Origin of the sequence: Streptomyces sp. NBC_00859, assembly GCF_045161865.1 — a bacterium.
In the GTDB taxonomy this organism is placed as follows: domain Bacteria; phylum Actinomycetota; class Actinomycetes; order Streptomycetales; family Streptomycetaceae; genus Streptomyces.
Genome location: NZ_CP108826.1, coordinates 2,192,627 through 2,218,210, shown reverse-complemented (window position 1 = coordinate 2,218,210; position 25,584 = coordinate 2,192,627). Strand labels below are relative to the sequence as shown.

22 protein-coding genes and 1 pseudogene are annotated in these 25,584 nt (G+C 70.3%); 10 read left to right on the top strand and 13 right to left on the bottom strand.

The window, feature by feature from the left end:
• Positions 1 to 19: 19 nt before the first annotated feature.
• The 4 genes from OG584_RS09170 to OG584_RS09155 form a co-directional block, all read right to left on the bottom strand.
• Positions 20 to 379, bottom strand: coding sequence for a DUF742 domain-containing protein (locus OG584_RS09170; RefSeq protein ID WP_405776850.1), 360 nt, complete (start codon positions 377 to 379; stop codon positions 20 to 22).
• Positions 376 to 804 carry a roadblock/LC7 domain-containing protein gene (locus OG584_RS09165; RefSeq protein ID WP_405776848.1) on the bottom strand — a complete coding sequence of 143 codons (429 nt, stop codon included), beginning with the start codon at positions 802 to 804 and terminating at the stop codon, positions 376 to 378. The genes OG584_RS09170 and OG584_RS09165 overlap by 4 nt, the downstream gene beginning before the upstream one ends.
• Positions 801 to 2,171, bottom strand: a complete 1,371-nt coding sequence (locus tag OG584_RS09160) for an ATP-binding protein (protein ID WP_405776846.1) — start codon at positions 2,169 to 2,171, stop codon at positions 801 to 803. Before OG584_RS09160 ends, OG584_RS09165 begins: the two co-directional genes overlap by 4 nt.
• 579 nt (positions 2,172 to 2,750) lie before the next feature.
• Entirely contained in the window at positions 2,751 to 3,131 is a 381-nt protein-coding gene (locus OG584_RS09155; protein ID WP_405776845.1) for a hypothetical protein, read from the bottom strand.
• Between the two features lie 133 nt (positions 3,132 to 3,264).
• On the opposite strand from OG584_RS09155, the gene OG584_RS09150 reads away from it, so the two are divergent.
• Complete coding sequence (locus OG584_RS09150) at positions 3,265 to 4,554, top strand: multiprotein-bridging factor 1 family protein (RefSeq protein WP_405776843.1); 1,290 nt, start codon at positions 3,265 to 3,267, stop codon at positions 4,552 to 4,554.
• A gap of 72 nt (positions 4,555 to 4,626) precedes the next feature.
• Here the strand turns inward: OG584_RS09150 and OG584_RS09145 are convergent, their stop codons facing one another.
• Positions 4,627 to 5,361: a hypothetical protein gene (locus OG584_RS09145; protein WP_405776841.1), complete on the bottom strand. Its 735-nt coding sequence runs from the start codon at positions 5,359 to 5,361 to the stop codon at positions 4,627 to 4,629.
• Positions 5,358 to 5,705, bottom strand: a complete 348-nt coding sequence (locus tag OG584_RS09140) for a PadR family transcriptional regulator (RefSeq protein ID WP_405776839.1) — start codon at positions 5,703 to 5,705, stop codon at positions 5,358 to 5,360. The genes OG584_RS09145 and OG584_RS09140 overlap by 4 nt, the downstream gene beginning before the upstream one ends.
• A gap of 263 nt (positions 5,706 to 5,968) precedes the next feature.
• On the opposite strand from OG584_RS09140, the gene OG584_RS09135 reads away from it, so the two are divergent.
• The gene (locus OG584_RS09135; protein ID WP_405776837.1) at positions 5,969 to 6,106 is read left to right on the top strand and encodes a hypothetical protein; all 138 of its coding nucleotides are present in this window, start codon (positions 5,969 to 5,971) and stop codon (positions 6,104 to 6,106) included.
• 174 nt (positions 6,107 to 6,280) lie between these two features.
• Here the strand turns inward: OG584_RS09135 and OG584_RS09130 are convergent, their stop codons facing one another.
• Positions 6,281 to 7,849 (bottom strand): purple acid phosphatase family protein, encoded by a 1,569-nt coding sequence (locus tag OG584_RS09130; RefSeq protein ID WP_405776835.1) that lies wholly within the window; start codon positions 7,847 to 7,849, stop codon positions 6,281 to 6,283.
• Between the two features lie 130 nt (positions 7,850 to 7,979).
• On the opposite strand from OG584_RS09130, the gene OG584_RS09125 reads away from it, so the two are divergent.
• Together OG584_RS09125 and OG584_RS09120 are read left to right on the top strand one after the other, a co-directional pair.
• Positions 7,980 to 9,020, top strand: coding sequence for a 3-isopropylmalate dehydrogenase (locus OG584_RS09125; protein ID WP_405776833.1), 1,041 nt, complete (start codon positions 7,980 to 7,982; stop codon positions 9,018 to 9,020).
• Positions 9,021 to 9,248: 228 nt separating this feature from the next.
• Positions 9,249 to 10,355, top strand: a complete 1,107-nt coding sequence (locus tag OG584_RS09120; protein ID WP_405776831.1) for a branched-chain amino acid aminotransferase — start codon at positions 9,249 to 9,251, stop codon at positions 10,353 to 10,355.
• A gap of 116 nt (positions 10,356 to 10,471) precedes the next feature.
• Here the strand turns inward: OG584_RS09120 and OG584_RS09115 are convergent, their stop codons facing one another.
• Positions 10,472 to 11,683, bottom strand: a complete 1,212-nt coding sequence (locus tag OG584_RS09115) for an amidase (protein ID WP_405776829.1) — start codon at positions 11,681 to 11,683, stop codon at positions 10,472 to 10,474.
• An 11-nt stretch (positions 11,684 to 11,694) separates the two neighbouring features.
• Positions 11,695 to 13,152, bottom strand: a complete 1,458-nt coding sequence (locus OG584_RS09110; protein WP_405776827.1) for a cytosine permease — start codon at positions 13,150 to 13,152, stop codon at positions 11,695 to 11,697.
• Between the two features lie 143 nt (positions 13,153 to 13,295).
• Here OG584_RS09110 and ureA point away from each other — a divergent pair, with 143 nt between their 5' ends.
• The 6 genes from ureA (at position 13,296) to cimA (ending at position 20,822) form a co-directional block, all read left to right on the top strand.
• Positions 13,296 to 13,979 (top strand): urease subunit gamma, encoded by a 684-nt coding sequence (ureA, locus tag OG584_RS09105; protein ID WP_405776825.1) that lies wholly within the window; start codon positions 13,296 to 13,298, stop codon positions 13,977 to 13,979.
• A complete protein-coding gene (locus tag OG584_RS09100; RefSeq protein ID WP_405776823.1) occupies positions 13,976 to 15,640 on the top strand; it encodes an urease subunit alpha in 1,665 nt (554 codons plus the stop codon). Before ureA ends, OG584_RS09100 begins: the two co-directional genes overlap by 4 nt.
• Before the next feature lie 109 nt (positions 15,641 to 15,749).
• The gene (locus OG584_RS09095; protein WP_405776821.1) at positions 15,750 to 16,781 is read left to right on the top strand and encodes an agmatine/peptidylarginine deiminase; all 1,032 of its coding nucleotides are present in this window, start codon (positions 15,750 to 15,752) and stop codon (positions 16,779 to 16,781) included.
• Between the two features lie 39 nt (positions 16,782 to 16,820).
• Entirely contained in the window at positions 16,821 to 17,432 is a 612-nt protein-coding gene (locus OG584_RS09090) for a TetR/AcrR family transcriptional regulator (protein WP_405776819.1), read from the top strand.
• A 111-nt stretch (positions 17,433 to 17,543) separates the two neighbouring features.
• On the top strand, positions 17,544 to 18,875 hold the full coding sequence (locus tag OG584_RS09085) for an MFS transporter (protein WP_405776818.1): 1,332 nt from the start codon (positions 17,544 to 17,546) through the stop codon (positions 18,873 to 18,875).
• A 339-nt stretch (positions 18,876 to 19,214) separates the two neighbouring features.
• Entirely contained in the window at positions 19,215 to 20,822 is a 1,608-nt protein-coding gene (gene cimA / locus OG584_RS09080) for a citramalate synthase (protein ID WP_405776816.1), read from the top strand.
• Positions 20,823 to 20,948: 126 nt separating this feature from the next.
• Here the strand turns inward: cimA and OG584_RS09075 are convergent.
• The 4 genes and pseudogenes from OG584_RS09075 to OG584_RS09060 form a co-directional block, all read right to left on the bottom strand.
• A pseudogene (locus tag OG584_RS09075) lies at positions 20,949 to 22,406 on the bottom strand (glycoside hydrolase family 30 protein); the annotation flags it as partial.
• A gap of 329 nt (positions 22,407 to 22,735) precedes the next feature.
• Entirely contained in the window at positions 22,736 to 23,254 is a 519-nt protein-coding gene (locus OG584_RS09070; RefSeq protein ID WP_405776814.1) for a MarR family winged helix-turn-helix transcriptional regulator, read from the bottom strand.
• A gap of 151 nt (positions 23,255 to 23,405) precedes the next feature.
• Entirely contained in the window at positions 23,406 to 24,191 is a 786-nt protein-coding gene (locus OG584_RS09065) for a pyridoxamine 5'-phosphate oxidase family protein (protein ID WP_405776812.1), read from the bottom strand.
• Positions 24,188 to 25,321 carry a globin domain-containing protein gene (locus tag OG584_RS09060; protein WP_405776810.1) on the bottom strand — a complete coding sequence of 378 codons (1,134 nt, stop codon included), beginning with the start codon at positions 25,319 to 25,321 and terminating at the stop codon, positions 24,188 to 24,190. Before OG584_RS09060 ends, OG584_RS09065 begins: the two co-directional genes overlap by 4 nt.
• Positions 25,322 to 25,584 lie beyond the last annotated feature (263 nt).

Here is a 25,584-nt window from a genome sequence, read left to right as displayed (position 1 = left end):
GCCGCCAAGGGTCCCGGGGTCAGATGTTCTGGAGTCCAGCAAGGACTGCCTCCAAGAGGTCTCGGTCGGCGCGACGGGCGGCCGGTATCGGCGAGCGGGTCCTGATATGACCGCTGTCCATCAGGTCCGACAGGACGATCCGCAGCACGCTGAGGGCCAGCCCGAGGTACCCGCTGATCTCGGCAACCGACAGTGCCCCGTGCCGCAGGAGCTCCAGGACGCCGGTCTGTTCGGGGGTGAGGCTGCTGCTGGAGAGGCCGTCAGTACCGAGCATCACGAGCGTGACCTCGGAGAACGCGTTGCGTCCGGCGGTCGAGCGGCCACCGGTGACGACGTAGGGACGTACCAGCTGGTCCCGGCCCTCGCGGGCCCCCGTCATGAGCCCGTGCTTATGCTGTCGCGCTCCGGAACGGCCATGGCGCGCCCGAGGCGGGCGATCACATTCACCATGGCGTCGGAGACGATCGCGATATCTGCCTCCTTGCTCGCACTGAGGGCCAGGACGCTCCCGCGCTCGGCGGCCATGATGATGAAGTAGCCGCCGGAGAACTGGATCAGAGTCTGTTCCAGGGGCTCGCTCTCGCAGTCCGCGAATTCCGCAGCCGTACGGCTGAGTGCCTGCAGGCCGGAGACGGCCGCGGCCGTTCTGTCCCCGCGGTCCTTCCCGGTGGCGTGGGAGAGGGCCACGACCAGGCCGTCGGCGGAAGTGAGCAGCGCGTGCCGCGTGTGAGGCGTCCTGACCAGGTCGTCGAGGATCCAGTCGATGCTCCCCGTGGGGGAGCCGGCGTTGTTGGGGGAGCTCAAGACGAATTCCTTTCATCGGGAGGGGTGCTCTCGGTGGCCTGCCTGCGGCGGGTGAAGGCCCCCAAGACCTGACCGGGGTTGGTGGGGGTATGAGTGGCCGGCCCCTGCTCGGCCGGGGCCGTCTGCCTGGCCGAGCGACGGCGTTGCGGCAGGCCGTCGGGGCGCGTCGGGGCCGGCTCCGTGTGAGGACCGGTCACCGTGCCCTCCAGGGCGGGAGACGGTGTCACCGGCTGCGCCACCCGCTGGTTGCCGGGCAGGGACAGCGGGCTGCTGGACGCGACGAGCAGTTCACTGGGGAGGAAGACAGTCGCCCGGACACCCCCGAAGTCGGAGTCCTGGGTGGCGCTCACCCTGAAGCCGTACCTTGCGGCCAGCTGGCCCACCACGAGATGTCCGAGCTGCGGCGGGGCGGGTATCTGCGTCAGACGGACCGGCATCCTTCCGGAAAGGACAGTGACTGCCTGGACCTTGGTCTCGGGCAGCATGCCGATCCCCGCGTCGTCGACGCCGATGGTGACGCCGTTGTGGCCCTCGACGAACCACACCCGTACGTCCTGGCTCGGCGAGGAATGCCGGGCGGCGTTGTCGAACAGTTCCGCGACAGCCAGCACGACCGGTTCCACGGCACGGCCCAGGACGTCGAACGGCGGGTTCCCGGTGACCTTGATCCGCTTGAAGTCGCGGATGAGGCCCATGCTGCCGCGCACCACGTTGGATATCGACGAGTTCTGGCGGCTGCGGCCGGGCCAGGAGCCGGTCAGGATACTGATGCCCGTCGCCCGGCGTGCCAGTTGGCGGCAGAGATGGTCGATGTCCTGCAGGTCGGCCAGTACCTTCTCGTCGGCGTGCCGCGACAGCGTCTCCATGACGGCGGCATCCAGCTCGTTGAGGAGGGCCTGCATCGACTTGGTGGCCGCGTTCATCGCGGACCGGGCGGCCACCTCCGCATGCTGCTCGGCCTGCTGGGCCGCTGCTTCGCCGTTTCCGAGGACGATCCGTACGACTTCTTCCATCGCCTGGGCGAACGGCGTACCGGCCAGGTGAGTGTGCAAGGGGCCGGGGTCCGGCGGAGTGTGCCCTGCCATCACCTCATCCACCACCTGGCGCAGCCGGAACCGCACGGTGTAGTCGGCCTCCGCGTCGCGCTCGTCGAGCGTCGTGGCCAGGACCTTCACCTGGTCGCTCAGCTGGCCCACCTCGCCGTTCAGCCGGCCTATGTGCGTGAGGTGCCTGGTTGCCTCGTCCTTCACTTTCTGGATCTCGCAGGCGCTGCTGTGCGCGCTCCTGCGGTAGCTCATGGCCTTGGCGATGGCGAGGGCCGTGCACAGCAGGAGCACGACGAATACGGCCGTGGTGAGTGGGGTCATCAGATCCTCGGACGAAGACGGGAGAACAGTCGGACGAACAGCCGGGCGACGGGCAGGTGCAGGGGCGGGTGTGGGCGACAGGCGAGCGGGCGGAGTGGGAACGGCTTCGTGGCGGCTTGAGTCCGCGCGGCAGGACGTGGACGCCGTAACCGGAGATCAGGGCCCCCGGCCGGTGGACACGCCACCTGCCCGGCCGCTCCGGCGGACCGTTCCTCTGGAGTACGGCTCCGTACGCCAAGGTCCTTGAGTGGGCCCCCGCTCACCGGGCGGGAGCGGACCCGATCACCCGTCTCCCGCGCGATCTCGGCCGGCCCGATCGGTCCGCTTCGGGGGTGCCGGGAAGGCGTCTGCTGTCGGTCACGGAAGCTCCGGAGGGAGGGGGAGGGACTGGCATGGGGAGATGAGCGGCCGGGCACGGGACGGCCGGACGGCCTGTCGCGGTGAGGCGCCCCGGTGGCCCAACGGCGCAGGGGGAAAGGCGCAGTTGTTGATCCGGCCGATCCGGGTGGATCCGCTGGTGCGCCGGTGGCCACGGCTGAAGTTTTCGGGCGCACGGGTTCCCGCAACGGCACTCAGGGATCACGAAGCGCGCGGGGTGTCGTGTGCGGTGGGGTTCCGTACCGCCGGTGCCGAGCTGAAGGCGTCGGCCAGGGCGGCCTTGAGAGCGGCGGTGTTCGTGAGCCACCTGTTGTCACCCGGGCACATGCGCCAGCGCGGGCCAGGACCCGCAGTGAGATTCGGGGGCGGCACGGGGGGCAGATCCGCCGATCGCACACATCGGGTGCTGCCCACGTTCCAGTCCTCGGCGGTGTCCTTGGCCACGAACCAGTACAGACGGAGCCCCTCACCGTCCTCCAGGACGGCGCCGCAGCGGTCACCGAGAATCGCCATCGCCCCTAGTCCCACCCCGCGTGGCACCAGGATGGGGACCGCTTCGACCGGCGGCCTCCGCAGGGCCATGTCATCTCCCGTCGTACATCTGAGCGACTGTCAGTGCGACAAGACTCGCCCGCGATCAGCTGGATGACAAGGACATCCGTAGGACATTGAGAGTCATAAGTAGGCTATTTCCGGAGGGAGATGGTACTCGGGGATGACATCCTCTGAGGTGTCGTGGCAAAGCCGGGAGCACAGGAGGTACAGCGTGATCACGAGGACGCCCGCAGGGGGGAACTCCCGTCTGAGAGCGGCCCGGCTGGCGAAGGGGTACCGCTCGCAAGCGGAACTCGCCAGGATGCTGAACGTCGATGTCCGCACGGTGAGGCGCTGGGAATCGGGGAACCCCGGCTGGCCGCATCCTGAACAGTGCAGGGCGTTGACACACGTACTCGGCCAGGACCTGCCGGACCTCGGCTTCACGGCGCCGGGAGGGCACGGCACCCCCGCCGCGGGAGCGCGCAGGCCGGCGTCGAGCGCGGGGGCGGGGCGGCTGTCCGTGGTGGCGGTGCGGCAGTCGACTCTCACTCAGCCGCCTTCCGCGGCGGTCGACTTCCTCGATGTCACATCCGCGCACCGGCACCTGTACTGGTCGGTCGCTCCCGACAAGCTCTGTCCGGCAGTGATAGCGCACGCCAACCTCGGCAGCGTGCTGCTGCCGGAGACCACCGGGAAGACGCGGAAGAAGCTGGCGGGGGCGCTGGCGGAGACGTATCTGCTGGCCGGGCGCATCACGTTCTTCGACTTACGGGAGCCGGAAAAGGCCGGCCAGACCATGCTGCTGGCCCTGCAGATGGCCGCGGAGGCCGACGACCAGGTGCTCGGCGCGGCCGTACTGGCCCACCTGGCACTCGTCCCGGGGTGGGAAGGGCAGCACGAAGCGGCGATGGAGCGCATGCAGGCGGCGCGTTCGTTCGCCCGCAGGGGGCGGCCCTCCCCGCTCTTCCTGGCGTGGCTGGACACGGTCGAGGCGGAGTGCCAGACCAGGTGCGGGAACACCCGCACCGCTCTGCACCTGATCGGTCAGGCCGAGGACGCGCTGATCCAGGAGCCGGCCCACCCGAGCCCGGACTGGCTGGACTGGTTCAGCCCAGCGGCACTGGCCGCCGTCAAGGGGAACACCCAGCTGAAGGCGGGGCTCCTGTCGCAGGCCCGGCAGACCCTCCTGGGGGTGCTCGAACGGACTCCGCGGAGCGACGGCAGACAGCGGACCGTCGTCCTGGGAGACCTGGCCGGTGTGGAGGCCGCCGACGGCCGCCCCGACCGCGCCTGCGCACACGCGCTCCAGGCGCTGGAGCAGCTGGAGGTGGCCTGGTACGGGGCGGGTATGGACCGCGTGCGGGATGCGCGCAGGACACTCGCTCCCCACCGGCACGAACCCTGTGTGCGTGATCTCGACGACCGGCTGTACGGATGGGGGCCGACCGTCAGTGCGCTGGTCCGTTGAAACGGCGCCCGCGGTGTCCGTGGGACGGCGGGTGCGGGAGGCCGGCGACGGCGGGTGCGGGACTCCGGCGTTTCAGCCCTCGGCTCCGCTGATCACCTCGCGTTTGATGCGCCGCCAGCCGAGGTAGCCGGCGAGCGGTGCCGCGACGGCGGCGCCGATCAGGACCGGGGTCCTCGGGAGGCCCCCGCTGAAGTGGATGAGCGCGAACGTCACGAGTCCCGCGATGACGGCCGACACCGCCATCTGCCTCAGCTTGCCGCGGTACCGGTCGCCGAGCAGGAGATGCCGGTCGGGGGCGCGTGGGGTGGTGTCCAGTGCGGCGGCCGGGCCGGCGCCGGCGGCCTTGGGGCGCTTGAAGTACATGTAGAAGACCCAGTGCCCGCACGGCTCCCAGCCGTCCGGGGCGAGGCCGGCCGCGAGGGTGTCCCGTTCGGCGGCGTTCTTCGCGGCCTCCCGCCGGTACTCCCAGCGCATCGCCGCGTCCGGGTCCCGGTGGCAGACGAACCGGCCGAGCCGGTCCAGCCCTTCGAGCTCCCAGCCCTGGTCCCCGTAGAAGTTCAGATACCTGCGGTCCGTGTAGATGTCGCAGATCCACTTCCAGGTCTCGGCCCCGTCCCCGGGCTCTCCGGCGCCACCGCCCCCGGCGAGCCGCTCCGCGAAGATCACGGCCGGGCCGAACTCCTCCTCCGCGCTCGTACCGGTCTCCGCGAGGTACCCCGAGAGGTCCGCGACGGTGGCCGCCACGTCTTCCCCGGGCATGCCGTGCGAGCGCAGTGCCGCGGTGAGGTCGTCGAAATACTTCGTCATGTCATGTCCCCTGTTCCCCCTGGATACAGCGTGCTCTTCACGGCCGCGTGGAACTCCAGCCAGGAAGCGCTCTGTTCACCGAGCGCCCGCCGGCCCGCGTCGGTCAGGCGGTAGTACCGCCGTCCCGGCCCCCGCTCCGCGGCGCGGAACTCCCCGACGGCCAGTCCGGCCTCTTCGAGTCGGTTGAGTACGGGGTAGAGCGTTCCGCCCTTGATCTCGCCCAGCCCGGCGGCGGCCAGTGACTTGGCGATCTCGTATCCGTAACTCTCACCACCGGTGAGGCAGGAGAGGACGAGGAGGTCAAGGACACCCTTGAGCCAGCTGGATCTGCGGTCTGCGGCCATGACGACAGTGCATCACTATCTAGTTAGGAATGCAACCTAGGTAGGTGTGCACTTTCGTGAGTGCGTCTCAGATAGTAGGAAGTCCGAGTAATTGTGCAGACAGACGGGCTCGGCTCCCCTAGCTTGAAAGAAGCCGAACGTCTCGCTCGACCCAGCGACTGGCGGTCGTGAGCGGCGCCTTGGAGCAGGTAACCCCTGCGGCGCCCGCTCCCCGCCCCCTCCGGCGCATCGATATCCCCCTTGCTTCAAAGGAGTCGATCACCATGGCCGAGACGACTGTCCGCCGCGTCCGTCACACCACCCGCGCCGCCCGCTCGGGTGATTCCGACCGCAAGAACGCGGCAGCCGCCCTCCAGCGCGCACTCGACCGCCGTGACAACGGCGGCTCCACCGGGCACTGACCGGGGTCTCCCTGCCGGGAGCTGTGAGCGCGTCAGTCCTGTACGCACAGCCGCCCCCCACGCACAGCCGCCCCACGCACGACCGCCCCCGCCGTACGGCGCGAGGCGGTACGGCGAGGGCGGTCGCGGGAGGCTGTCTGTCGCGGTCCGGGGCCGGTGGCTCAGTGACGTGGCTCAGTGACCGCGCCGGATCTCGAAGTGGTCGATGCGCTCGCCCGATTCGGCGAGCGCGCTGACCTTCAGCGCCGCCTGCCGGCCGGTTGTGACCTCCACCGCGAGGAACGAGTAGCCGGTGTAGCGCACCCGTGACCACTCCACGGTCTCGGTCGCTTTGGCGCCGCCCTCGACCCAGTGGTAAGTGGGCACGCTCTCCTGTTCGTGGACGTGTCCCTCATAGCTGTCGGGCGCCGGGAAGTCGTACAGCGACTTGCCCGCGCCGCCCGCGGTGACATACACGATGCCGTCCCGTGTCGGGTCCGTCCGCTCGCCGGCCGGCACCTTGCGCGCGACCTTGTTGCGCAGAATCGCGTCCGTGCGCTCGTACACGTGGTTGTGGCCGTTGATGACCAGGTCCACCTGGTGCTTCTCGAAGAGCGGCACCCACTGCTCGCGTACCCCGCCCTCCGACGCGTGCGAGTTCGTCGTCGAGAACGCGCAGTGGTGGAAGAAGATCACGACGAAGTCGACGTCGCGGTCCGCGCGCAGTTCACCCAGGCGCCTGTCGAGCCAGCGGGTCTGCTTGCCGCCGCTGATGCCGTGGTTGGCGGGGATCTCGTACGAGACGTCGTTGGCGTCCAGCGCGACCACCCCGACGTTGCCGTGCACGAACGAGTACACGCCGGGCTGGCCGACCGGGTCCGGGCCGTTGTCCGGCAGCGACCAGCGGGCGTTCTGGCCGCCGTAGCCGTCTGGGGAGTACCAGGCCTCCATGTCGTGGTTGCCGGTGGTCACCATCCACGGCACGGTCTTCGCGACTGTCTCGGTCTGGGCCAGGAACTGGTCCCAGGTGCGGGCGTCGTAGGCGTCCGTCTCCTGGCCGGAGCCCGAGGGGTCCGCGTAGCAGATGTCGCCCGCGTGCAGGTGGAACGACGGGTTCTGGCCCAGGATCAGCTGGTCGTTGCCGAGCGCGTGGTAGCTGACGCCCTGGTCGCCGAAGGCCGTGAAGGTGAACGGCTCGGCGCGGGACGGCGCGGTGCGGAAGGTGCCGAGCGTGCCCAGGTTGCGGCGGTCGGCCGGGTCGAAGCCATCGTGTCCGACGCCGTAGTAGTACGTCGCTCCGGGCCGCAGCCGGTCGAGTCCCGCGTGCACGTAGAACTGTTCCGCGGCGGCGATCTGCCCGCCGTTCAGGCTCGGCGTCGTCAGGTGCCGCACCTCGGCGGTGATCTTCCTGCTCAGGTCCCAGGGCGAGGTGCCGATCCGGATGTACGGCCGCTTCACCGCGAACGGGACCTGCCAGGAGACCCGCATCTGCGTCCTGGGGTCAGCGCCGTAGGCGAGGTGCCTGCCGAAGGGTGCGACCAGCGAGCCGTCGACGGCCGGCATGGAGTGCGTGGCGCTGTTCGCGGGTGCGGCGTACGCGGACGGCGTGCCCAGGGCGGTACCGGCGACGGTGACCGCGGCGCCGGCAGCGGTCGTACGGAGCACTCCGCGGCGGGTCAGCCGGGTCCGGAGGTACTCGTGCTGCTCGGCCATACTCATCCGGTCGGCGAGCTTCTCGGGGATACCGAAGCGAGGTGTGTCCATGGCCGACAAGGTGCCCGGTCCGCCTGACGCGCGCCTGCCGTACGGATGAACGGTGCCCGTACAGCAGATCACATGTCCGGATACTGGACGCCTCATGTCATCCCCTGGGACGGAGCAGTAGAGTGCCGTCATGTCTCGCAGCCTCAATCTCGCAGTGATCCCCGGTGACGGCATCGGCCAGGAAGTCGTGGCCCAGGGCCTCAAGGTCCTGAACGCGGTCCTTCCTCAGGATGTGAAGCTGGAGACCGAGGAGTACGACCTCGGTGCTCAGCGCTGGCACCGCACCGGTGAGACCCTCCCGGACGCCGAACTCGACTCGCTCAAGCAGCACGACGCGATCCTGCTCGGCGCGATCGGTGACCCCTCCGTGCCGTCGGGCGTCCTGGAGCGCGGTCTGCTGCTCAAGCTCCGCTTCGCCTTCGACCACTTCGTCAACCTCCGCCCGTCGAAGCTCTTCCCGAACACGGCCACCCCGCTCGCCGGCCGCCCGGACATCGACTTCATCGTCGTCCGTGAGGGCACCGAGGGCCCGTACACCGGCAACGGCGGCAGCCTCCGCACGGGCACGCCCGCAGAGATCGCGACCGAGGTCAGCGTCAACACGGCGTACGGCGTCGAGCGGGTCGTCCGGGACGCGTTCGCCCGCGCCCAGGCGCGCCCGCGCAAGAAGCTGACGCTGGTGCACAAGAACAACGTCCTCGTCTATGCCGGCCACATGTGGAAGAACATCTTCGACAAGGTGAGCCAGGAGTTCCCGGACGTCACCACCGACTACCTGCACGTCGACGCCGCGACGATCTTCTTCGTCACGCAGCCCGAGCGCTTCGACGTCATCGTCACCGACAACCTCTTCGGCGACATCCTGACCGACCTGGCCGCTGCCGTTACCGGCGGCATCGGCCTGGCGGCCTCCGGCAACATCAACCCGACGGGCACCTTCCCGTCGATGTTCGAGCCGGTGCACGGTTCGGCGCCCGACATCGCGGGCACCGGCAAGGCCGACCCGACCGCCACGATCCTCTCCGTCGCCCTTCTGCTGCGCCACCTCGGCCACGAGTCCGAGGCCGCCCGCATCGAGGACGCGGTCTCCGCCGACCTGGCGGAGCGCGGCACGGGGTCGCGTACGACCGACGAGATCGGCGACGCGCTCGCGGTACGAGTAGCGGGCTGACCCGTCGACTGATTCATCACAGCCGCCGGGTCTCCCAGACACCCGGCGGCTGTGTTTTGCGGTCCCCGGGTGCGACCATCGAATCCTGGACCGCATTCACGCCTTTCATCAGCGGACACCTCCGAGCGATAATCGGACGTGGGGCCGCGGTATGAGGGGAAGCTCGGACGTCCTAGTAGTGGCGTGAGCGCGGTCCGTCACAAACAACCGGTGAAGGACATACCACTCATGACGACGCTCCCGATCGAGCTCAAGCCCTCTTCCAACCCGTTGTCCGACGCGGAGCGGGAGGCGCTGATGGCCCACCCCGGATTCGGCCGCCATTTCACCGACCACATGGTGACCATCAAGTGGACGGAGGGGCGCGGCTGGCACGACGCCCAGCTCGTCCCGTACGCGCCGCTCTCGCTCGACCCCGCGAACATGACCCTGCACTACGGGCAGGAGATCTTCGAGGGGCTCAAGGCGTACCGCCAGCCCGACGGATCCGTGGCGACCTTCCGCCCGGAGGCCAACGCCAGGCGCTTCCAGCTCTCCGCGCGCCGCCTCGCCATGGCGGAGCTGCCGGTCGAGACGTTCCTCGACGCGTGCGACGCGCTGGTCCAGCAGGACAAGGCGTGGGTCCCGGCGCACGGCGGCGAGGAGTCCCTGTACCTGCGTCCGTTCATGATCGCCACCGAGGTCGGCCTGGGTGTGAAGCCGGCCAACGAGTACCTCTTCCTCGTGATCGCCTCGCCGGCCGGCGCCTACTTCGAGGGCGGCGTCAAGCCGGTCTCGATCTGGCTGTCCGAGGACCGGGTGCGTGCGGTGCCCGGTGGCATGGGTGAGGCGAAGACCGGCGGGAACTACGCCGCGTCCCTGCTGGCCCAGGCGGAGGCCGCCCGGCAGGGCTGCGACCAGGTCGCCTACCTCGACGCCGTCGAGCACAAGTGGGTGGAGGAGCTGGGCGGCATGAACCTGTGCTTCGTCTACGGGGGCGGGGAAGGCCGCAAGCCGAAGATCGTCACGCCGACGCTCACCGGCTCCCTGCTGGCGGGCGTCACCCGTGACTCGCTGCTCTCCGTCGCCCGTGACCTCGGTTACGACGCCGAGGAGGGCCGCGTCTCGATCGAGCAGTGGCGCCGTGACACCGAGAACGGCTCGCTCACCGAGGTCTTCGCCTGCGGCACGGCGGCGGTCATCACCCCCGTCGGCACCGTGAAGTCGGCCGGCGGCGAGTGGGCCCAGGGCGACGGGACACCGGGCGAGGTCACGCTGGCACTGCGGTCGGCGCTGCTGGACATCCAGCGCGGGATCGGCGAGGACAAGCACGGCTGGATGCACCCGCTGGGCTGATGTGCCCCCGGGGCTCCGCCCCGGACTCCGCGCCGCTGTCGCCGGAGGAGCCGGAACGCTCCTCCGGCGAGCGGGGGCCCTGCGTCCGGCTCCTCCGGCGGCCGACGGCAGAGAGGTCACCCCTCCCCGAGCGCCGCCTCGACCGCCGCGCCCCACACGAGTACGCGCTCGTCATTCCCGGCGGCGCCCACGCACTGGATCCCCAGGGGCAGCCCGTTGCCCGCGTGCCCGGCCGGGAGCGTCAGGGACGGCAGTCCCGCGTTGCTCCAGGGCAGGCACATGACGGAACTGCCGGTGGTGGCCAGCCCCACGGGGGCCGGGCCGGTCGCCGACGGGGTGATCCACAGGTCGATCCCGTCCATCGCCGACGCCATCCGGTCCCGGAAGGCGACCCGCTCCCGCTGGGCCCGTGTGTACTCCACCTCCGTGATGGCCTGGCCCTCACGGATGGCGCGCGCCGTCTCCGGCCGGTAGAGCGCTCCGTATTCGGCGAACCACTCCGCGTGCGTACGGGCCAGCTCGTAGCGGTTCATGGTGAAGAGCTGGGCCCTGATCTGTTCGAAATCGGCCATCACGGGGATGCGCCGCACCGCGAATCCGGCCGCGCGGAGCCGCTCCACCCGGGTCGCGAAGACGTCGAGTGCCTCAGCTCCGGCGCATTCCAGGTACGGCCCTTCCGGCACGGCGAGCACCGGCAGGACGGGGGAGGGGCCGACCGGGGCCGCGCCCGGCTCGTACGGGCGCCAGTTGTCGCAGACCGCGGCCACCGCGGGCACCAGCCCGGCCACGTCCGCGGCGAAGAGGCCGAGGGTGTCGAAGCTCGGCGCGTTCGCGATGACGCCGTCCACCGGGATGCGTCCGTACGTCGGCTTGAAGGCGGTCACCCCGCAGTACGCGGCCGGCCGTATGACGGAGCCGACCGTCTGGGTCCCCACGGCCAGCGGGACCATTCCCGCCGCGACGGCCGCGGCCGAGCCGCTGCTCGATCCGCCGGGTGTGTGCGCGGGGTTCTGCGGGTTACGGGTCGGGCCCGGTGCCAGTACCGCGAACTCGGCTGTCACCGTCTTGCCCGCGATCACCGCTCCCGCCGCTCGCAGCCGGTCGACGACCTTGGCCTGGCGACCGGCCAGGGCCTCCGGCGGGAGGGCCGAGCCCGCCCGGGTGGGCAGCGCGTCGACGTGGATGATGTCCTTGATGCCGACCGGGACGCCGAACAGGGGCGGCCGGTCCGCGGGATCGGGCCAGCGGGCGGTGACCGCCGCCGTCTCGGCCGCGATCCGTTCGGTGCGGGCCGGTTCGGGAACGAAAGCCTGTATCTCACGGTCCATGGACCGTGAGGCTACAACTCCGCGAGCGCTCCGGCAGGGGTCTCGGAAGGGTCCGCCGGTCCTGCCGGGGTCACCGCGAGAGCACCGGCTGCGGCCGTGCGCGCGGTCAGGGCCGAGTAGACGAGCCCGCCGACCGCGCCCGAGAAGAGGAAGCTGCAGTCCACCCCGCCGGTGAGGTGCAGCAGGGGGCCCTCGTAGAACGGGGTGGAGACCGCGGCGAGACCGACGGCCGCGCCGGCCGCCCACGCCACCGCCGCCTGGACGTTCCAGCCGGAGCGGTACCAGTAGACGCCGCCCCTGGACCGGCGGTTGAAGACCTGGAGGGCGTCCGGGTCGTACTGGCCGCGGCACCGGACGTAGCCGATGACGGTGATCACGGCCCAGGGCGTGCCGACGGCTGTGAGCAGCAGGACGAACGAGGTCATGGCCGACTGCGCGTCCCAGGCGAAGTGGCCGACGAAGACGAAGGCCGTGGCGACGGCGGCCACCACCAGGGTGGCCCGCGCACGGGTGGCGCGCGGCAGGATCGCGTCGAGGTCCAGGCCCATCGAGTAGAGCATCAGCCCCGCGTTGCCGATCGAACCGGCGGACGCCGCGAGCAGGAGCGGGATCAGGTACCAGCCGGGCGAAGCGGCGACGAGCGGTCCCGCGAAGTCGACGGCCGAGCGGGCCGCCAGTGCGGTGTACGTGCCGAAGAGCTGCGGCACCAGAAGCCCGACGATCAGGCCGAGACAGGTGGCGGTGAGGACCTTGCGGGAGGTGTGGCGGCGCGGCGACACGTACCGGGTGTAGTCACCGAGCAGGGTGATGAAGGCGATGGGCCCGCTGAGTCCGGCGGCGACCGCCGAAAGGAACCAGGTGGGCCAGAAGGAGCCGAGCAGATAGGTGCTGTGCGGCGCCGCCGCGGTGGTGAAGTGGGGGGCGTAGGCGAAGAGCCCGATCACCAGCAGGGCCGTCATGCCGACGGCGAGCGCCTTGCTGAGGCGCAGCAGCATCCGGTACCCGTACACCGCCCCGGTGACGGTGAGGGCGGCGAGCAGCGCGTAGACGAGTGCGTGCATCCAGCCGTTGTCGGGCAGCCCGGTGAGCCGGGAGAGCGCCCCGATCATCACGTCGCCGCCCGTCCACAGGGTCAGCGCCGTGTAGCCGAGCGAGAGCAGCAGGCCGACGACCGATCCGATGAGCCGGCCGCGTACGCCGAACTGCGCGCCGCTCGATGTGGAGAGGTTGGTACCGGTCCGCAGCGAGACCAGTGCCAGCGGTGCGGTCAGCAGGGTGCCGACGACCGTACCGGCGACGACGGAGGTGACCGCGGGCCAGAGCCCGAGGCCGAAGGAGACCGGCAGCCAGCCGAAGATGATCACACCCAGGCAGAGGTTGGAACCCAGGAGGATGCTGATGACATCGCGTGGACCGCTGGTGCGCTCCGCGTCCGGGATGGTGTCGACTCCGCGCTGTTCGATCGGCACGAGGTACCTCTCCGCTCGTCTGTTTGAGTGCCGCTCAATCTCATGCGCTCCGCATTCGCATGTCAATGGTTTCTGTTCTTTCTATAGCCGTTGTTTACGGTTAGAGTGGCGTTCAAATCCATGATCGATGGAAGTGAGTGGGCGTGAGACTGACCCCGACGGAGCGCGACCGATTGCTGCTGTTCGGCGCCGCGGAGCTGGCACGGGCGCGCCGTGCGCGCGGGCTGCGCCTCAACGTCCCCGAGGCGACCGCGCTGATCGCCGACACGGTCTGTGAGGCCGCCCGTGACGGGCGCCGCCTCGCCGAGGCGATCGAGGCGGCGCGCGCGGTGCTCGGCCCCGGCGATGTGCTGCCCGGCGTCGCCGATGTCGTCACCGAGGTGCATGTCGAGGCCGTATTCGACGACGGGTCGCGGCTCGCCGTGATCGCCGACCCCATCGGCGGCGGTTCCCTGGGTGAGGAGGCGCCGGGCGCGGTGCTGCCGGGTCCGGGCTACCCGGACCTGGTCCCCGAGGTGACGCTGACCGTGCGCAACACCGCGTCCGTACCGGTCAGCGTCACCTCGCACTTCCACTTCTTCGAGGCCAACCCCCGGCTGGACTTCGACCGCGCCGCCGGTTACGGCATGCGGCTGTGTGTGCCGGCGGGCTCGTCCGTCCGGTTCGGGCCCGGCGAGAGCGCCGAAGTGGAGCTGGTCCCGATCGGCGGCGCCCGGATCGCGATCGGGTTCGCGGGACTGGTCGACGGGGAGCTGGACGCGCCGGGCGCGAAGGAAGAGGCCCTGCGGCGCGCGGCGGCCTGCGGATATCTGGGAGCGGAACGATGAGTGAGTACGCAGCCGTGCACGGCCCCCGGGCCGGCGACCGGGTCCGCCTCGGCGACTCCGGGCTGACGGTCCGGGTCGAGTCCGACGCGCAGCGGCCCGGCGACGAGTTCCTCGCCGGATTCGGCAAGACCGCCCGCGACGGTCTGCACCTCAAGGCCGCCGCGGTCCGCGAGACCTGTGACGTCGTGATCAGCAACGTACTGGTGATCGACGCGGTGCAGGGCATCCGCAAGGTGTCCATCGGTATCCGTGAGGGCCGGATCTCCGCTATAGGGCGGGCCGGGAATCCCGACACCCTCGACGGGGTCGACGTCGTTGTCGGCACCGGCACCTCGATCGTCTCCGGTGAGGGGCTGATCGCCACCGCGGGGGCGGTCGACGCGCATGTCCATCTGCTCTCGCCGCGCATCATGGAGGCCTCGCTCGCCTCCGGCGTGACGACCATCATCGGCCAGGAGTTCGGCCCGGTCTGGGGCGTCGGCGTCAACTCGCCCTGGGCACTGCGCCACGCCTTCAACGCCTTCGACGCCTGGCCGGTCAACATCGGCTTCCTGGCGCGCGGTTCGTCGTCCGACCCGGCCCCGCTGGTGGAGGCGCTCGCAGAGGGCGGCGCCTCCGGCTTCAAGGTGCACGAGGACATGGGCGCGCACACCCGCGCCCTGGACACCGCGCTGCGCGTCGCCGAGGAGTACGACGTCCAGGTCGCCCTGCACAGCGACGGGCTGAACGAGTGCCTCTCCGTCGAGGACACCCTGAGCGTCCTGGAAGGCCGCACGATCCACGCCTTCCACATCGAGGGGTGCGGCGGCGGCCATGTCCCGAACGTGCTGAAGATGGCAGGGGTCCCCAATGTCATCGGCTCGTCCACCAACCCGACGCTGCCGTTCGGCCGGGACGCCGTGGCCGAGCACTACGGGATGATCGTCTCCGTCCACGACCTGAAGACCGATCTGCCCGGTGACGCCGCCATGGCCCGCGACCGGATCCGCGCGGGGACGATGGGGGCCGAGGACGTCCTGCACGACCTGGGTGCCATCGGGATCACCTCATCGGACGCCCAGGGCATGGGGCGCGCGGGTGAGACCGTGCGCCGGACCTTCGCGATGGCCGGAAAGATGAAGGCCGAGCGCGGCGCCGAGGGCGACGACGACAACGCCCGTGTCCTGCGCTACATGGCCAAGCTGACCATCAACCCGGCCATCGCGCACGGCCTCTCCCACGAGATCGGTTCGATCGAGACGGGCAAGCTCGCGGACATCGTGCTGTGGCGCCCCGACTCCTTCGGCGCGAAGCCGCAGCTCGTCCTCAAGTCGGGCTTCCCGGCGTACGGAGTGACCGGCGACCCGAACGCGGCGACCGACACCTGCCAGCCGCTGATCCTGGGACCGCAGTTCGGGTCCTACGGGGCGACAGCCGCGGACCTGGGCGTCGCCTTCGTGGCACAGGCCGCCATCGATCTGGGCAGCGACCACATGCCGACCCGCCGCCGGCGCGTCGCCGTACGCGGCACCCGCGGCATCGGCCCGGCCGACCTGCGCCTCAACTCCCGGACGGGAGCGGTGGACGTGAACCAGCGCACCGGTCTCGTCACACTCGACGGCGACCCGCTGGAGTCGCAGCCGGCCGACTCGGTCCCGCTCAACCGCCTGTACTTCCTCTGATCCGCGGAGCTGATCCGTACAGCTGATCCGCACCACTGACCGGCACAGCCGATCCGCACAGTCCGTCATCCGCCTCAGCGCCTTCCCGACTCCCCCGGAGGACCCGCCCATGTTCCGTATGCCGCCCGAGTGGGCCCCGCACGAGCGCACCTGGATGGCCTGGCCCGGCCCCAACCCCACCTTCGACGACGCGGTCGGGCTGGCTCAGGCGCGTGAGGCCTGGGCTGCCGTGGCACGCGCGGTCCGCTACTTCGAGCCGGTGACGGTGGTGACAGGACCCGGCCAGTCCGTACAGGCCCGTATGCTGCTCGGCCCGGACATCGACCTCGTCGAGCGTGAGCTGGACGACGCCTGGATGCGGGACATCGGCCCGACCTTCGTCACCGACGGCGAACGGCTGGCCGCGGTGGACTGGACGTTCAACGGGTGGGGCGCCCAGTCCTGGGCGCGCTGGGGGCACGACGCCAAGATCGGCGCGTACGTCTCCGACCTGGCGGGGGCGCAGACCCACGCCTCGGAGCTGGTCAACGAGGGCGGCGCGATCCACGTCGACGGTGAGGGCACCGTCCTGCTGACCGAGACCGTGCAGCTCGGCCCCGAGCGCAACCCGGACTGGACACGCGACCAGGTCGAGGCCGAGATCCATGCCCGGCTCGGTACGACGAAGGCGATCTGGCTGCCGCGCGGACTCAGCGGCGACTACGGTGAGTTCGGCACCCGGGGACATGTCGACATCGTCGCCGCGTTCGTGCGGCCCGGCGTGGTCGTCGCCCACACCCAGCCCGACCCCGCCCACCCCGACCACGAGGTGTGCAAGGGGATCGTGGCGCAGCTCCGGGCGGAGACCGACGCCAGGGGCCGCCCGCTCGAGGTGGTGGAGGTACCCGCCCCGACCGTCCTGGAGGCCGACGGGGGCTGGGCCGACTACTCGTACATCAACCACTACCTCTGCAACGGGGGAGTGGTGCTCTGCTCGTTCGACGACCCCAGGGACGAGGAGGCGGCGGAAATCTTCCGCGGTCTCTTCCCGGACCGCACCGTGGTCCAGGCCGACGCCCGGACGATCTTCGCGGGTGGCGGCGGGATCCACTGCATCACCCAGCAGCAGCCGTTGGTGGGCCCGGGACAGCAGGCGGGATAGGACGCGATGGCCGCCGGGGCATCCCATATTCTGGGCGACATGAACGAACCGGCGGCCCGCGCACGCAAGAACGCCCCGCCCCGCGAGAGCCTGCTGGCCGCGGCCATGGCCAGTATCGCCGCCGCCGGTCTGGAGAGGCTCACCATGGCGGGGCTCGGGCGCGAGGTCGGGATGAGCAGCGGCCACCTCCTCTACTACTTCCGTACCAAGGACGAGCTGCTCCTCCAGACCCTCGAATGGAGCGAGGAGCTGCTCGGCATGGAGCGCCGGACGGCGCTCGCCCTGCAGGTGCCGGTACGTGAACGGATCGACGCCTACGTCGACCTGTACATCCCGGCGGGCCCCCGCGACCCGCACTGGTCGCTCTGGCTGGAGCTGTGGAACCGGGCGCACGGCGTCGACGACGACACCCGTGCCCGGCTGCTCGACATCGAGCTGTCCTGGCACCGCGACCTGGTCGCGCTGCTCGTCGAGGGAGCGTCGCGGGGCGAGCTGCGGGCGGTCGACACCGAGCGGTTCGCGACACGGATACGGGCGCTGCTCGACGGCTTCAGCACGCATGTCGCGATGGCGCTTCCCGGCTCGGACCGTCCCCAAGTCCTCGCCCACGTGAGGGAGTTCATCGACGACGCGCTCGCTCCGCCGGTGTGAGAGCGGCGGCCTGCCGACGGCGCCCGGAGAACACAACGCACGCAAGTACGCATGATCGTTGCGTGCGGCCCTCTTGTGAGCCCTCGGGCGGCTGCGCCACCGTGGGTCCTCATGGGACGAGAGCAGTGGAAGAAGATCTGGGTCGGTTCGGCCGGCAACATGGTCGAGTGGTTCGACTGGTTCGTGTACGCGACCTTCGCGGTGTACTTCGCCGACGCGTTCTTCCCGAAGGGGAACGAGACAGCGAACCTCATGAACACCATGGGGATCTTCGCCGTCGGATTCTTCATGCGGCCCGTCGGCGGCTGGCTGCTGGGCCGCACCGGTGACCGCAGGGGCCGCAAGGCCGCGCTGACCCTGACCGTCAGCCTGATGTCGGCATCGGCGATCCTGATCGCGATCGCTCCCACCTACGGGGTCGCCGGGTACGGGGGTGTCGCCGTGCTGCTGGTCGCCCGGCTGCTCCAGGGGCTCTCGGTCGGCGGCGAGTACGCGGCCAGCGCCACCTATCTCACCGAGGCGTCCGCCCCCGGCAAGCGCGGCTTCGCCTCCAGCTTCCAGTACGTGTCCATGACCGCCGGCCAACTCGTCGGCCTGGGGCTGCAGATCATCCTCCAGCGCTCCATGTCCGACGACGCGCTGCACAGCTGGGGCTGGCGCATCCCGTTCGTCGTCGGGGCCGTCGGCGCGGCCGTCGTCTTCTACCTGCGGCGCTCGCTCCTGGAGACCGAGGTGTACGCGGAGTCCGGAGCGGCGGCCGACGAGAGCCGCGGCACGCTCAAGCTGCTCTGGGCGCACCGGCGGGAAGCGGTGCTGGTGATGGCGCTCACCATGGGCGGCACCGTCGCGTACTACACGTACACGACCTACCTCACCAAGTTCCTGTCCTCCAGCGCCGGCATGAGCAAGTCGACCGCCTCGCTGGTCAGCTTCTGCGCGCTGTTCGTCTTCATGTGCGTCCAGCCGCTGGCGGGCATCCTCTCGGACCGGATCGGCCGCCGCCCGCTGCTTGTCACGTTCGCGGTCGGATCGACGTTCCTGACCGTGCCGATCATGACGATGCTCAAGCACGCCGGGACGTTCTGGCCTGCGTTCGGCCTGGCGCTGCTCGCTCTGCTCATCGTCACCGGGTACACATCGATCAACGCGTGTGTGAAGGCCGAACTCTTCCCGACCGGCATCCGCGCGCTGGGCGTCGCGCTGCCGTACGCGGTGGCCAACGCCCTCTTCGGCGGCACCGCGGAGTACGTCGCGCTCTGGTTCAAGAGGGCCGGGGCCGAGTCGGGGTTCTACTGGTACGTGGCCGGGTGCGCGGCCGTCTCCCTGGTGGTGTATCTCACCATGCGGGAGACTCGTGACATCGACCTGAACCGGGCGTCCCTAGTGGCAGATGGGCCCAGGGCGCCGGAAAGCCTGGGGGAGACGAGCCCGTCCGCGCTGTGAAAGCGCGCGGCCGCGGGCGTGGTTTCCACCACGCCCGCGCTCCGGTCTGACCGGATCGTGAGATTCCCGCTGACGGGCGTGGGCCGTATGGCAGACTGCGACTGTGTCCTCGTTCGCCATGATTATCGGCAGCAGGCGCGCCGGTCCGCAGTGACCGCGTCCGTACCACCATGTACGGCACGGCCATCGTGCCCCAGACCCGCGCGCCAACCCTTCGCACCCGCGAGGGGTTTTTTCGTTTCCAGGCCCCACCTCGGCCGGGAACGGGGCGCACGCGAAGATGGGGGCAAGTGGAGCCAGACAGTCCGGATCCACCCATCCGACAGGAGTCAGATCAGCATGACCACAGAGGCCAAGGCCACGGACGACAGTTTCCATGTCTTCGACACGACGCTGCGCGACGGCGCGCAGCGCGAAGGCATCAACCTCACCGTCTCGGACAAGCTGACGATCGCCCGGCACCTCGACGACTTCGGCGTGGGATTCATCGAGGGCGGCTGGCCCGGCGCCAACCCCCGCGACACGGAGTTCTTCGCCCGTGCGCAGCAGGAGATCGACTTCCAGCACGCGAAGCTGGTGGCCTTCGGCGCCACCCGCCGGCCCAACACCCCCGCCGATGAGGACCCGCAGCTCAAGGCGCTCCTGGACTCCGGCGCCCCGGTGATCACCCTGGTGGCCAAGTCCCACGACCGCCATGTGGAACTGGCGCTGCGCACCACGCTCGACGAGAACCTGGCGATGGTCCGTGACTCCGTGTCCTACCTGCACGCGCAGGGCCGGCGCGTCTTCCTCGACTGCGAGCACTTCTTCGACGGGTACAAGGTCAACCCGGAGTACGCCAAGTCCGTCGTGCGGGCGGCGGCGGAGTCCGGCGCCGACGTCGTCGTCCTCTGCGACACCAACGGCGGGATGCTGCCCGCCCAGATCCAGGCGGTCGTTGCCACGGTCCTCGCCGACACCGGCGCACGCCTGGGAATCCACGCCCAGGACGACACCGGCTGCGCCGTCGCCAACACCCTCGCGGCCGTCGACGCGGGCGCGACCCACGTCCAGTGCACGGCGAACGGATACGGGGAGCGGGTCGGCAACGCCAACCTCTTCCCGGTCGTCGCCGCCCTGGAGCTGAAGTACGGCAAGACCGTCGTCCCCGAGGGCGCGCTGGCCGAGATGACGCGGATCTCGCACGCCATCGCCGAGGTCGTCAACCTCACGCCCTCCACCCACCAGCCGTACGTAGGTGTCTCCGCCTTCGCGCACAAGGCGGGGCTGCACGCGTCCGCGATCAAGGTCGACCCCGACCTCTACCAGCACATCGCCCCCGAACAGGTGGGCAACACCATGCGGATGCTGGTGTCCGACATGGCGGGCCGGGCCTCGATCGAGCTCAAGGGCAAGGAACTGGGCATCGACCTGGGCGACGACCGCCGGCTGGTCGCACGGGTCGTCGACCGCGTCAAGGAACGCGAGCTCCAGGGCTACACCTACGAGGCTGCGGACGCCTCCTTCGAACTGCTCCTCCGCGAGGAGGCGGAGGGCCGGGCCCGCCGCTACTTCCGGACCGAGTCGTGGCGCGCGATCGTGGAGAACCGCCCCGACGGGACGCACGCCAACGAGGCGACCGTGAAGCTGTGGGCCAAGAGCGAGCGCATCGTCGCGACGGCGGAGGGCAACGGCCCGGTCAACGCGCTCGACCGGGCGCTGCGGGTCGGCCTGGAGCGGATCTACCCCCAGCTCGCGAAGCTGGAGCTGACGGACTACAAGGTCCGCATCCTGGAGGGCAGGCACGGTACGGATTCGACGACCCGCGTGCTGATCACGACGAGTGACGGCGAGGCGGAGTGGTCGACGGTGGGTGTCGCGGAGAACGTGATCGCTGCCTCCTGGCAGGCGCTGGAGGACGCGTACACGTACGGGCTGCTGCGGGCCGGGGTGGAACCGCCGGAGTAGGGCGCGGGCGTTGCGGTGCCGGCCGCCCTCGCACGCGGCACGCGGGATGCCGTCGAACGCCGGACGGGCTTGAAGCGCTCCTCCAAGCCCGCCCGGAGCCCGGAACGGGGGTGCCGTCTAACCTGCCGTCCCCTGCCAGGTGAAGGTGGCCGACGTACGGCCGGGCAGCGAGTACGTCGCGTGCCGGCCGCCCCAGTTCACCGTGACCTCCTTCGCCGAAGTGCTCTCGTTGTACGCGATGAGCGCCTTGGAACCGTCTGTGTTGCGCCACGCCACATTCGGTACGGAGGTGCTCGCCGTCGAAGCGATCCTGGTCGCCCCCGGACGGACGAACTTCGTCAGGTGGCCCATCGTGTAGTACTCGATGTTGTAGTCCACCTGCCCGCTTCGGCTGTCGCCGTTGTGCACCGTGACGAATCCGTCGCAGGTGCCGCAACCGCCGTTGTGCGGACCGCGGTTCTGGTCGACCGCCAGTGACCACTTGATGACCGACTTACCCCAGTTACGTGTGTAGTCGATGATGTTGTACATGTCGTCGTGCTGCTGATCGGTGACCCAGGTGCCGCCGGAGTGCTCGGTGTCGAAGGCGTCCGTCTGCGGGTACTTGTCGTGGACCTCCGTCTGCTTGCCCACGTCGCCGCCGTATCCGTGCCACGCGACCCCGCCGAAGTTCGGGTGGTCGCGGATCGCGGCGTCGTCCACGGTCGGGGCCGCGTACTCGTCGTACTTGTCCCAGTTCCAGTCCAGCGCCAGGACCTTGGTGGAGAGACCGGCCGCCTGGAGCTTCGGCAGCAGGTCGTTCTTGGTGAAGTACGCGAGCCCGGAACCGTTCCAGCTCATCGACGGATAGCCGTCGCAGCACGTCGGCTCGTTCTGCGGGGTGACGTAGTCCACCGGGACGCCCTGGTCGCGGTAGGCCTGGAGGTACTTCACGAAGTAGTCGGCGTACGCCCCGTAGTCCTCGGCCTTCAGCCAGCCGCCGTTGAGCGCACCGCTGTCCTTCATCCAGGCGGGCGCAGTCCATGGTGAGGCCATCGTGGTCAGCCCGGGGTTGAGCTGTTTGGCCTGCTTGGTCAGCGGCAGCACGTCCGCTTCGTCGTGTGCCACGGAGAAGCGGGACAGCGCCGGGTCGGTCTGCCCGGCCGGGATGTCGTCGTACGTGTAGCCGGTGCGGGCCAGGTCGGAAGCGCCCATCGGGTTGCGGACGAAGGACAGTCCGATGCCGTCCGCGGGGGAGAAGAGCTTCTTCATCGTGGCGTCACGGGTGGCCTGCGACAGGGCGCCGCTGCTGTTCATCAGCCAGGCCGCGGTGTCGGTGAAGTCCGCGCCGCCGCCGGTGAACGTCTGGTAGCGGGTGCCCTCGTCGATGTCGATGTTCTCGCCGCTGCCGCCGCCGCCCGACTGGAACGTGAGCGGGGTCTGCTGCTCCAGGCCGCGGGTGACATGCCGTCCCCCCGCGTCGTCGGTGGTGGTGAGCCAGATGTTCATCTGCTCGCCCGATGCGTGCGCGTGGCCGGTGGTGAGCGCGGTGAGACCCGCTGTCGCGAGCACGCCCGCGAGGAGTGTCCGGGTGAGGCGGCTCATGGATGCCGGTCGGATCATGGGCAGCTGCCTTTCTGGCAGATGTGGGGGAGATGCCGGGGAAGTGCCGTCGATCGCTGCGTGAGTGAACTGCGCATAGCGTGTCCACGTCAATAGGTACGGCTTCATGACCTGAACGAAAGACGGTTCCGGCCTGCCGGAAAGCTCGGTCTGGACCAATTGCGGTGTGAAGTATTGACGGCACTCAGGGGGTGCGTTTTACTCGCGGCGCGACGTCGGCGCGACACCGCTGCCTGACACCAGTGCGCGGGCCGACGGCCCGGCACGATGCGGTGCGGTGGGAAGCTGCGGACGGGAACGGGCCGTCCGGACTAGGCCGGCATCCCGTGGGCTCCCCACCGGGTGTCGCCGCGGTCCGGCGCGGCGACGGGCGATGTGGTCTCCAGGGCGTGCCGGAAACCCGTCAGGCCCTCGACCAGCGCCTGCCGGGTCGCCGCGGGCATGGTCGCGATGGCCGCCAGCAGGGCTTCCTCCCGTTGGGCGCGCAGGTCGCGGAGGTAGGTCCTGCCCTGCGCGGTGAGCCTGAGCTCCAGCTCCCGACGGCTCACCGGGCTGGGGGAGCGCTCGACGAAGCCCAGCGCCTGGAGCCGGTCGCACAGCCGGCTGACCGAGGAGGGGGCGGCGCCCAGCACCTCGCCGAGCGACCGCTGGTTGATACCTTCCTCGCGGTCCAGCGTGTACAGCACTCTCAGCTGGGACGTGGACACGGGCGCGGGCGAGACGGCGTCTCTGCCGTGCTCCCAGAGAACCTCCAGCAGCTCGATGACCTCGGAGGACACGTCAGCGGCCGGCTGAGGCCGTGAGTTCGAGGCTTTACGGGACAGAGCCATGGCTGGGGTACTCCGAATCATCTGTGTCAGTGCGCGACGCTGACCGATACGTGATCCGTGGAGCTGCCCCCTGTGTGCCGGGGGCAGCGCTGAAGTCGGGCTGACGGCATGGGGCCGCCCGGACAGTCTTTCATGGGTGCGGTCCGGGCGGTCAGCGCAGAAGGTTCAGGAGACGCTGCCGCCGCGTCCGTGGAAGCGCCTCGGAGGCGTTCTCGCCCCCGGCGGCGGCATGGCGCGGGGGAGCCGCGTGGCGTGCGGGGGACGCGGGCGGTACGGGCGGTGCGGGGGATTCGGGCTGTGCGGCGGGATACGCGGGCTGTGCGGGATACGCGGGCTGCGTCGGGCGCCGTTCCCCGGTGAAGTACTCGGCGTCCTTGGGCCGCTCGTCCGGCGAGACGCGCGGCCGCGGCGCGGGCTCCAGATGCGGGATGTGCTTGGAGCAGTGGATGTACGCCTCTTCGACCGACAGGTGTATCCACATCTGAGGCTGCCTGCCGGGCGCCGTGTCGACGGGCAGGTGCGGATACAGGGCGTGATGCTGGTGGGCCGAGTAGACCTGGGCGCGCCCGTTCACGTGCAGACCGATGTGGTGTTCGGTGAAGTCGATGAAGAGCATGCCGAGGTGCGGGTTCTCGGTGATGTTGCCCGCGCTGGCCACCACCCCGTTGCCCCGGTACTCCGGGTAGGTGAGGGTGTGGTCGTCGATGGCGATGACGAATCCCGGCGGCCCCGAGCGGAAACTCGCGTCGCACTCGCCGTGCGCGTCCGCGGTGGACAGGAAGACCATGTACTGCCGCGCGATGAAGTCACGCATGGCCGGAGTGAGGCAGGGCCGCATCTGCTTCTCGTAGAAGCCGGAGGCGCGGTCCGCCGTCCCCAGGGATTCCTGCAGCAGCCGCTCCCCGGGGGAGCCGAAGGTTTCGTCATATGTGGTCACGGCTGATCGACTTCCTCCTGAGCGCGGGCATGGCGCAGAGACGAGGCGAGGGCGGGCGCACCCCACGGGTCGTAGTGCAGCTTGGCCGGCGGGAGACCGCGGCGGAGCAGGACGTCGGCGGACGCGGCGATCATCTGCTGGGGGCCGCTGAGATACGCCTCGTGCCGGTCCCAGGGGCCGAACTCGGCCAGTACCTGGGGGAGCGAGCCGGTGCGGCCCACGATGTTCTCCTCGGAGACGGCCGCACGGACGGTGAGCCAGGGCAGACGCTGGGACATACGGAGCATGTCGTCGAGTCCGTACAGCTCCTCGGCCGTCCTCGCGCCGACGAACAGATCGACACTCCGCCGGTCCGACATGCCCTGCCGGGACACCTCTTCGATCAGGGCCCGGATGGGGGCGAGCCCGGTGCCTCCGGCGACGCAGAGCACGTCGTCACGGGAGGCGGGGTCGATGGCCATGTCGCCCTGGGGCGGGCCGAGCCGCAGCCGGTCGCCGACGGCCGTGTGGTGGACGAGGGCCTGGCTGACCCGGCCGTCCTGGACGGCCCGGATGTGGAAGGTCATGGACGAGTCTGCGCGGGGCGCGTTGGCCGGGGAGTAATGGCGCCATTCCCTGGGCCACCACGGCGACTCGAGACTCAGGTACTGGCCCGCGGTGTAGCCGTACGGCTGGTCGGGGCGCACGGTGATTTCCGCGATGCCGGAGGGGTGGAGCACATGCCTGGTCACCCGGGCCTCCCAGACGGCCGGGCAGCGCTGGGCGTCCTGTTCGGCGGCCCCGGCCATGATGTTCGCCGCCGCCGTGTAGGCCCGTCCCCAGGCCCCGGCGAGCTCCTCGTTCCAGGCGGGCCCCGCGAAACGCGCCAGGGCGTCGAGGAGACATTCACCCACCGCCGGATAGTGGGCGCTCTGCGTCCCGAACTTCCGGTGGTCCCTGCCCAGGTGCGAGCAGAAGCGCGTCAGGTTCTCGGGATCGTCGACGAGCTCGACGATGCGCAGGAGCGCCCGCAGCAGCCGGTCCCGCTGCGCGTCCATATTGGCGGGGAAGAGCTCGCGAACCGCCGGATACCGGGCGAAGAGGATGGCATAGAAGTACACCGTGACGTCCGCGATCTGTGGCTCGACCACCTCCAGACTGGCCCGGATGAGCGCTACGTCCCGTTGGCCGTCGGCCGTCGCCTCCGGCGGGGCCGCGGGCTGCGCTGCGGTCCGCGGAGGCGGCTCGGGCGGCGGCACGCTGTGCGCCGCGTGCTCGGAAGGGATGGGGCCTCGGCGGAACCAGCCGCCGCCGCTGGGCGGCGACTCCCTCACAGTGCGCCGGTTGACGGGTGTGACGCGGCATGGTCGGCGGCCGCGCCGGGTATACCGCTCAGGTCCGGTCTGTCCGTCAT

Coding starts and splice junctions, on each gene's coding strand:
- OG584_RS09090 (WP_405776819.1), top strand. CDS start 16,821: ATGAACGAACCGGCGGCCCGCGCACGCAAGAACGCCCCGCCCCGCGAG.
- OG584_RS09070 (WP_405776814.1), bottom strand. CDS start 23,254: ATGGCTCTGTCCCGTAAAGCCTCGAACTCACGGCCTCAGCCGGCCGCT.
- cimA (WP_405776816.1), top strand. CDS start 19,215: ATGACCACAGAGGCCAAGGCCACGGACGACAGTTTCCATGTCTTCGAC.
- OG584_RS09145 (WP_405776841.1), bottom strand. CDS start 5,361: ATGACGAAGTATTTCGACGACCTCACCGCGGCACTGCGCTCGCACGGC.
- OG584_RS09150 (WP_405776843.1), top strand. CDS start 3,265: ATGACATCCTCTGAGGTGTCGTGGCAAAGCCGGGAGCACAGGAGGTAC.
- OG584_RS09130 (WP_405776835.1), bottom strand. CDS start 7,849: ATGGACACACCTCGCTTCGGTATCCCCGAGAAGCTCGCCGACCGGATG.
- OG584_RS09140 (WP_405776839.1), bottom strand. CDS start 5,705: ATGGCCGCAGACCGCAGATCCAGCTGGCTCAAGGGTGTCCTTGACCTC.
- OG584_RS09100 (WP_405776823.1), top strand. CDS start 13,976: ATGAGTGAGTACGCAGCCGTGCACGGCCCCCGGGCCGGCGACCGGGTC.
- OG584_RS09155 (WP_405776845.1), bottom strand. CDS start 3,131: ATGGCCCTGCGGAGGCCGCCGGTCGAAGCGGTCCCCATCCTGGTGCCA.
- OG584_RS09160 (WP_405776846.1), bottom strand. CDS start 2,171: ATGACCCCACTCACCACGGCCGTATTCGTCGTGCTCCTGCTGTGCACG.
- OG584_RS09170 (WP_405776850.1), bottom strand. CDS start 379: ATGACGGGGGCCCGCGAGGGCCGGGACCAGCTGGTACGTCCCTACGTC.
- OG584_RS09085 (WP_405776818.1), top strand. CDS start 17,544: ATGGGACGAGAGCAGTGGAAGAAGATCTGGGTCGGTTCGGCCGGCAAC.
- OG584_RS09135 (WP_405776837.1), top strand. CDS start 5,969: ATGGCCGAGACGACTGTCCGCCGCGTCCGTCACACCACCCGCGCCGCC.
- OG584_RS09125 (WP_405776833.1), top strand. CDS start 7,980: ATGTCTCGCAGCCTCAATCTCGCAGTGATCCCCGGTGACGGCATCGGC.
- OG584_RS09095 (WP_405776821.1), top strand. CDS start 15,750: ATGTTCCGTATGCCGCCCGAGTGGGCCCCGCACGAGCGCACCTGGATG.
- OG584_RS09115 (WP_405776829.1), bottom strand. CDS start 11,683: ATGGACCGTGAGATACAGGCTTTCGTTCCCGAACCGGCCCGCACCGAA.
- OG584_RS09120 (WP_405776831.1), top strand. CDS start 9,249: ATGACGACGCTCCCGATCGAGCTCAAGCCCTCTTCCAACCCGTTGTCC.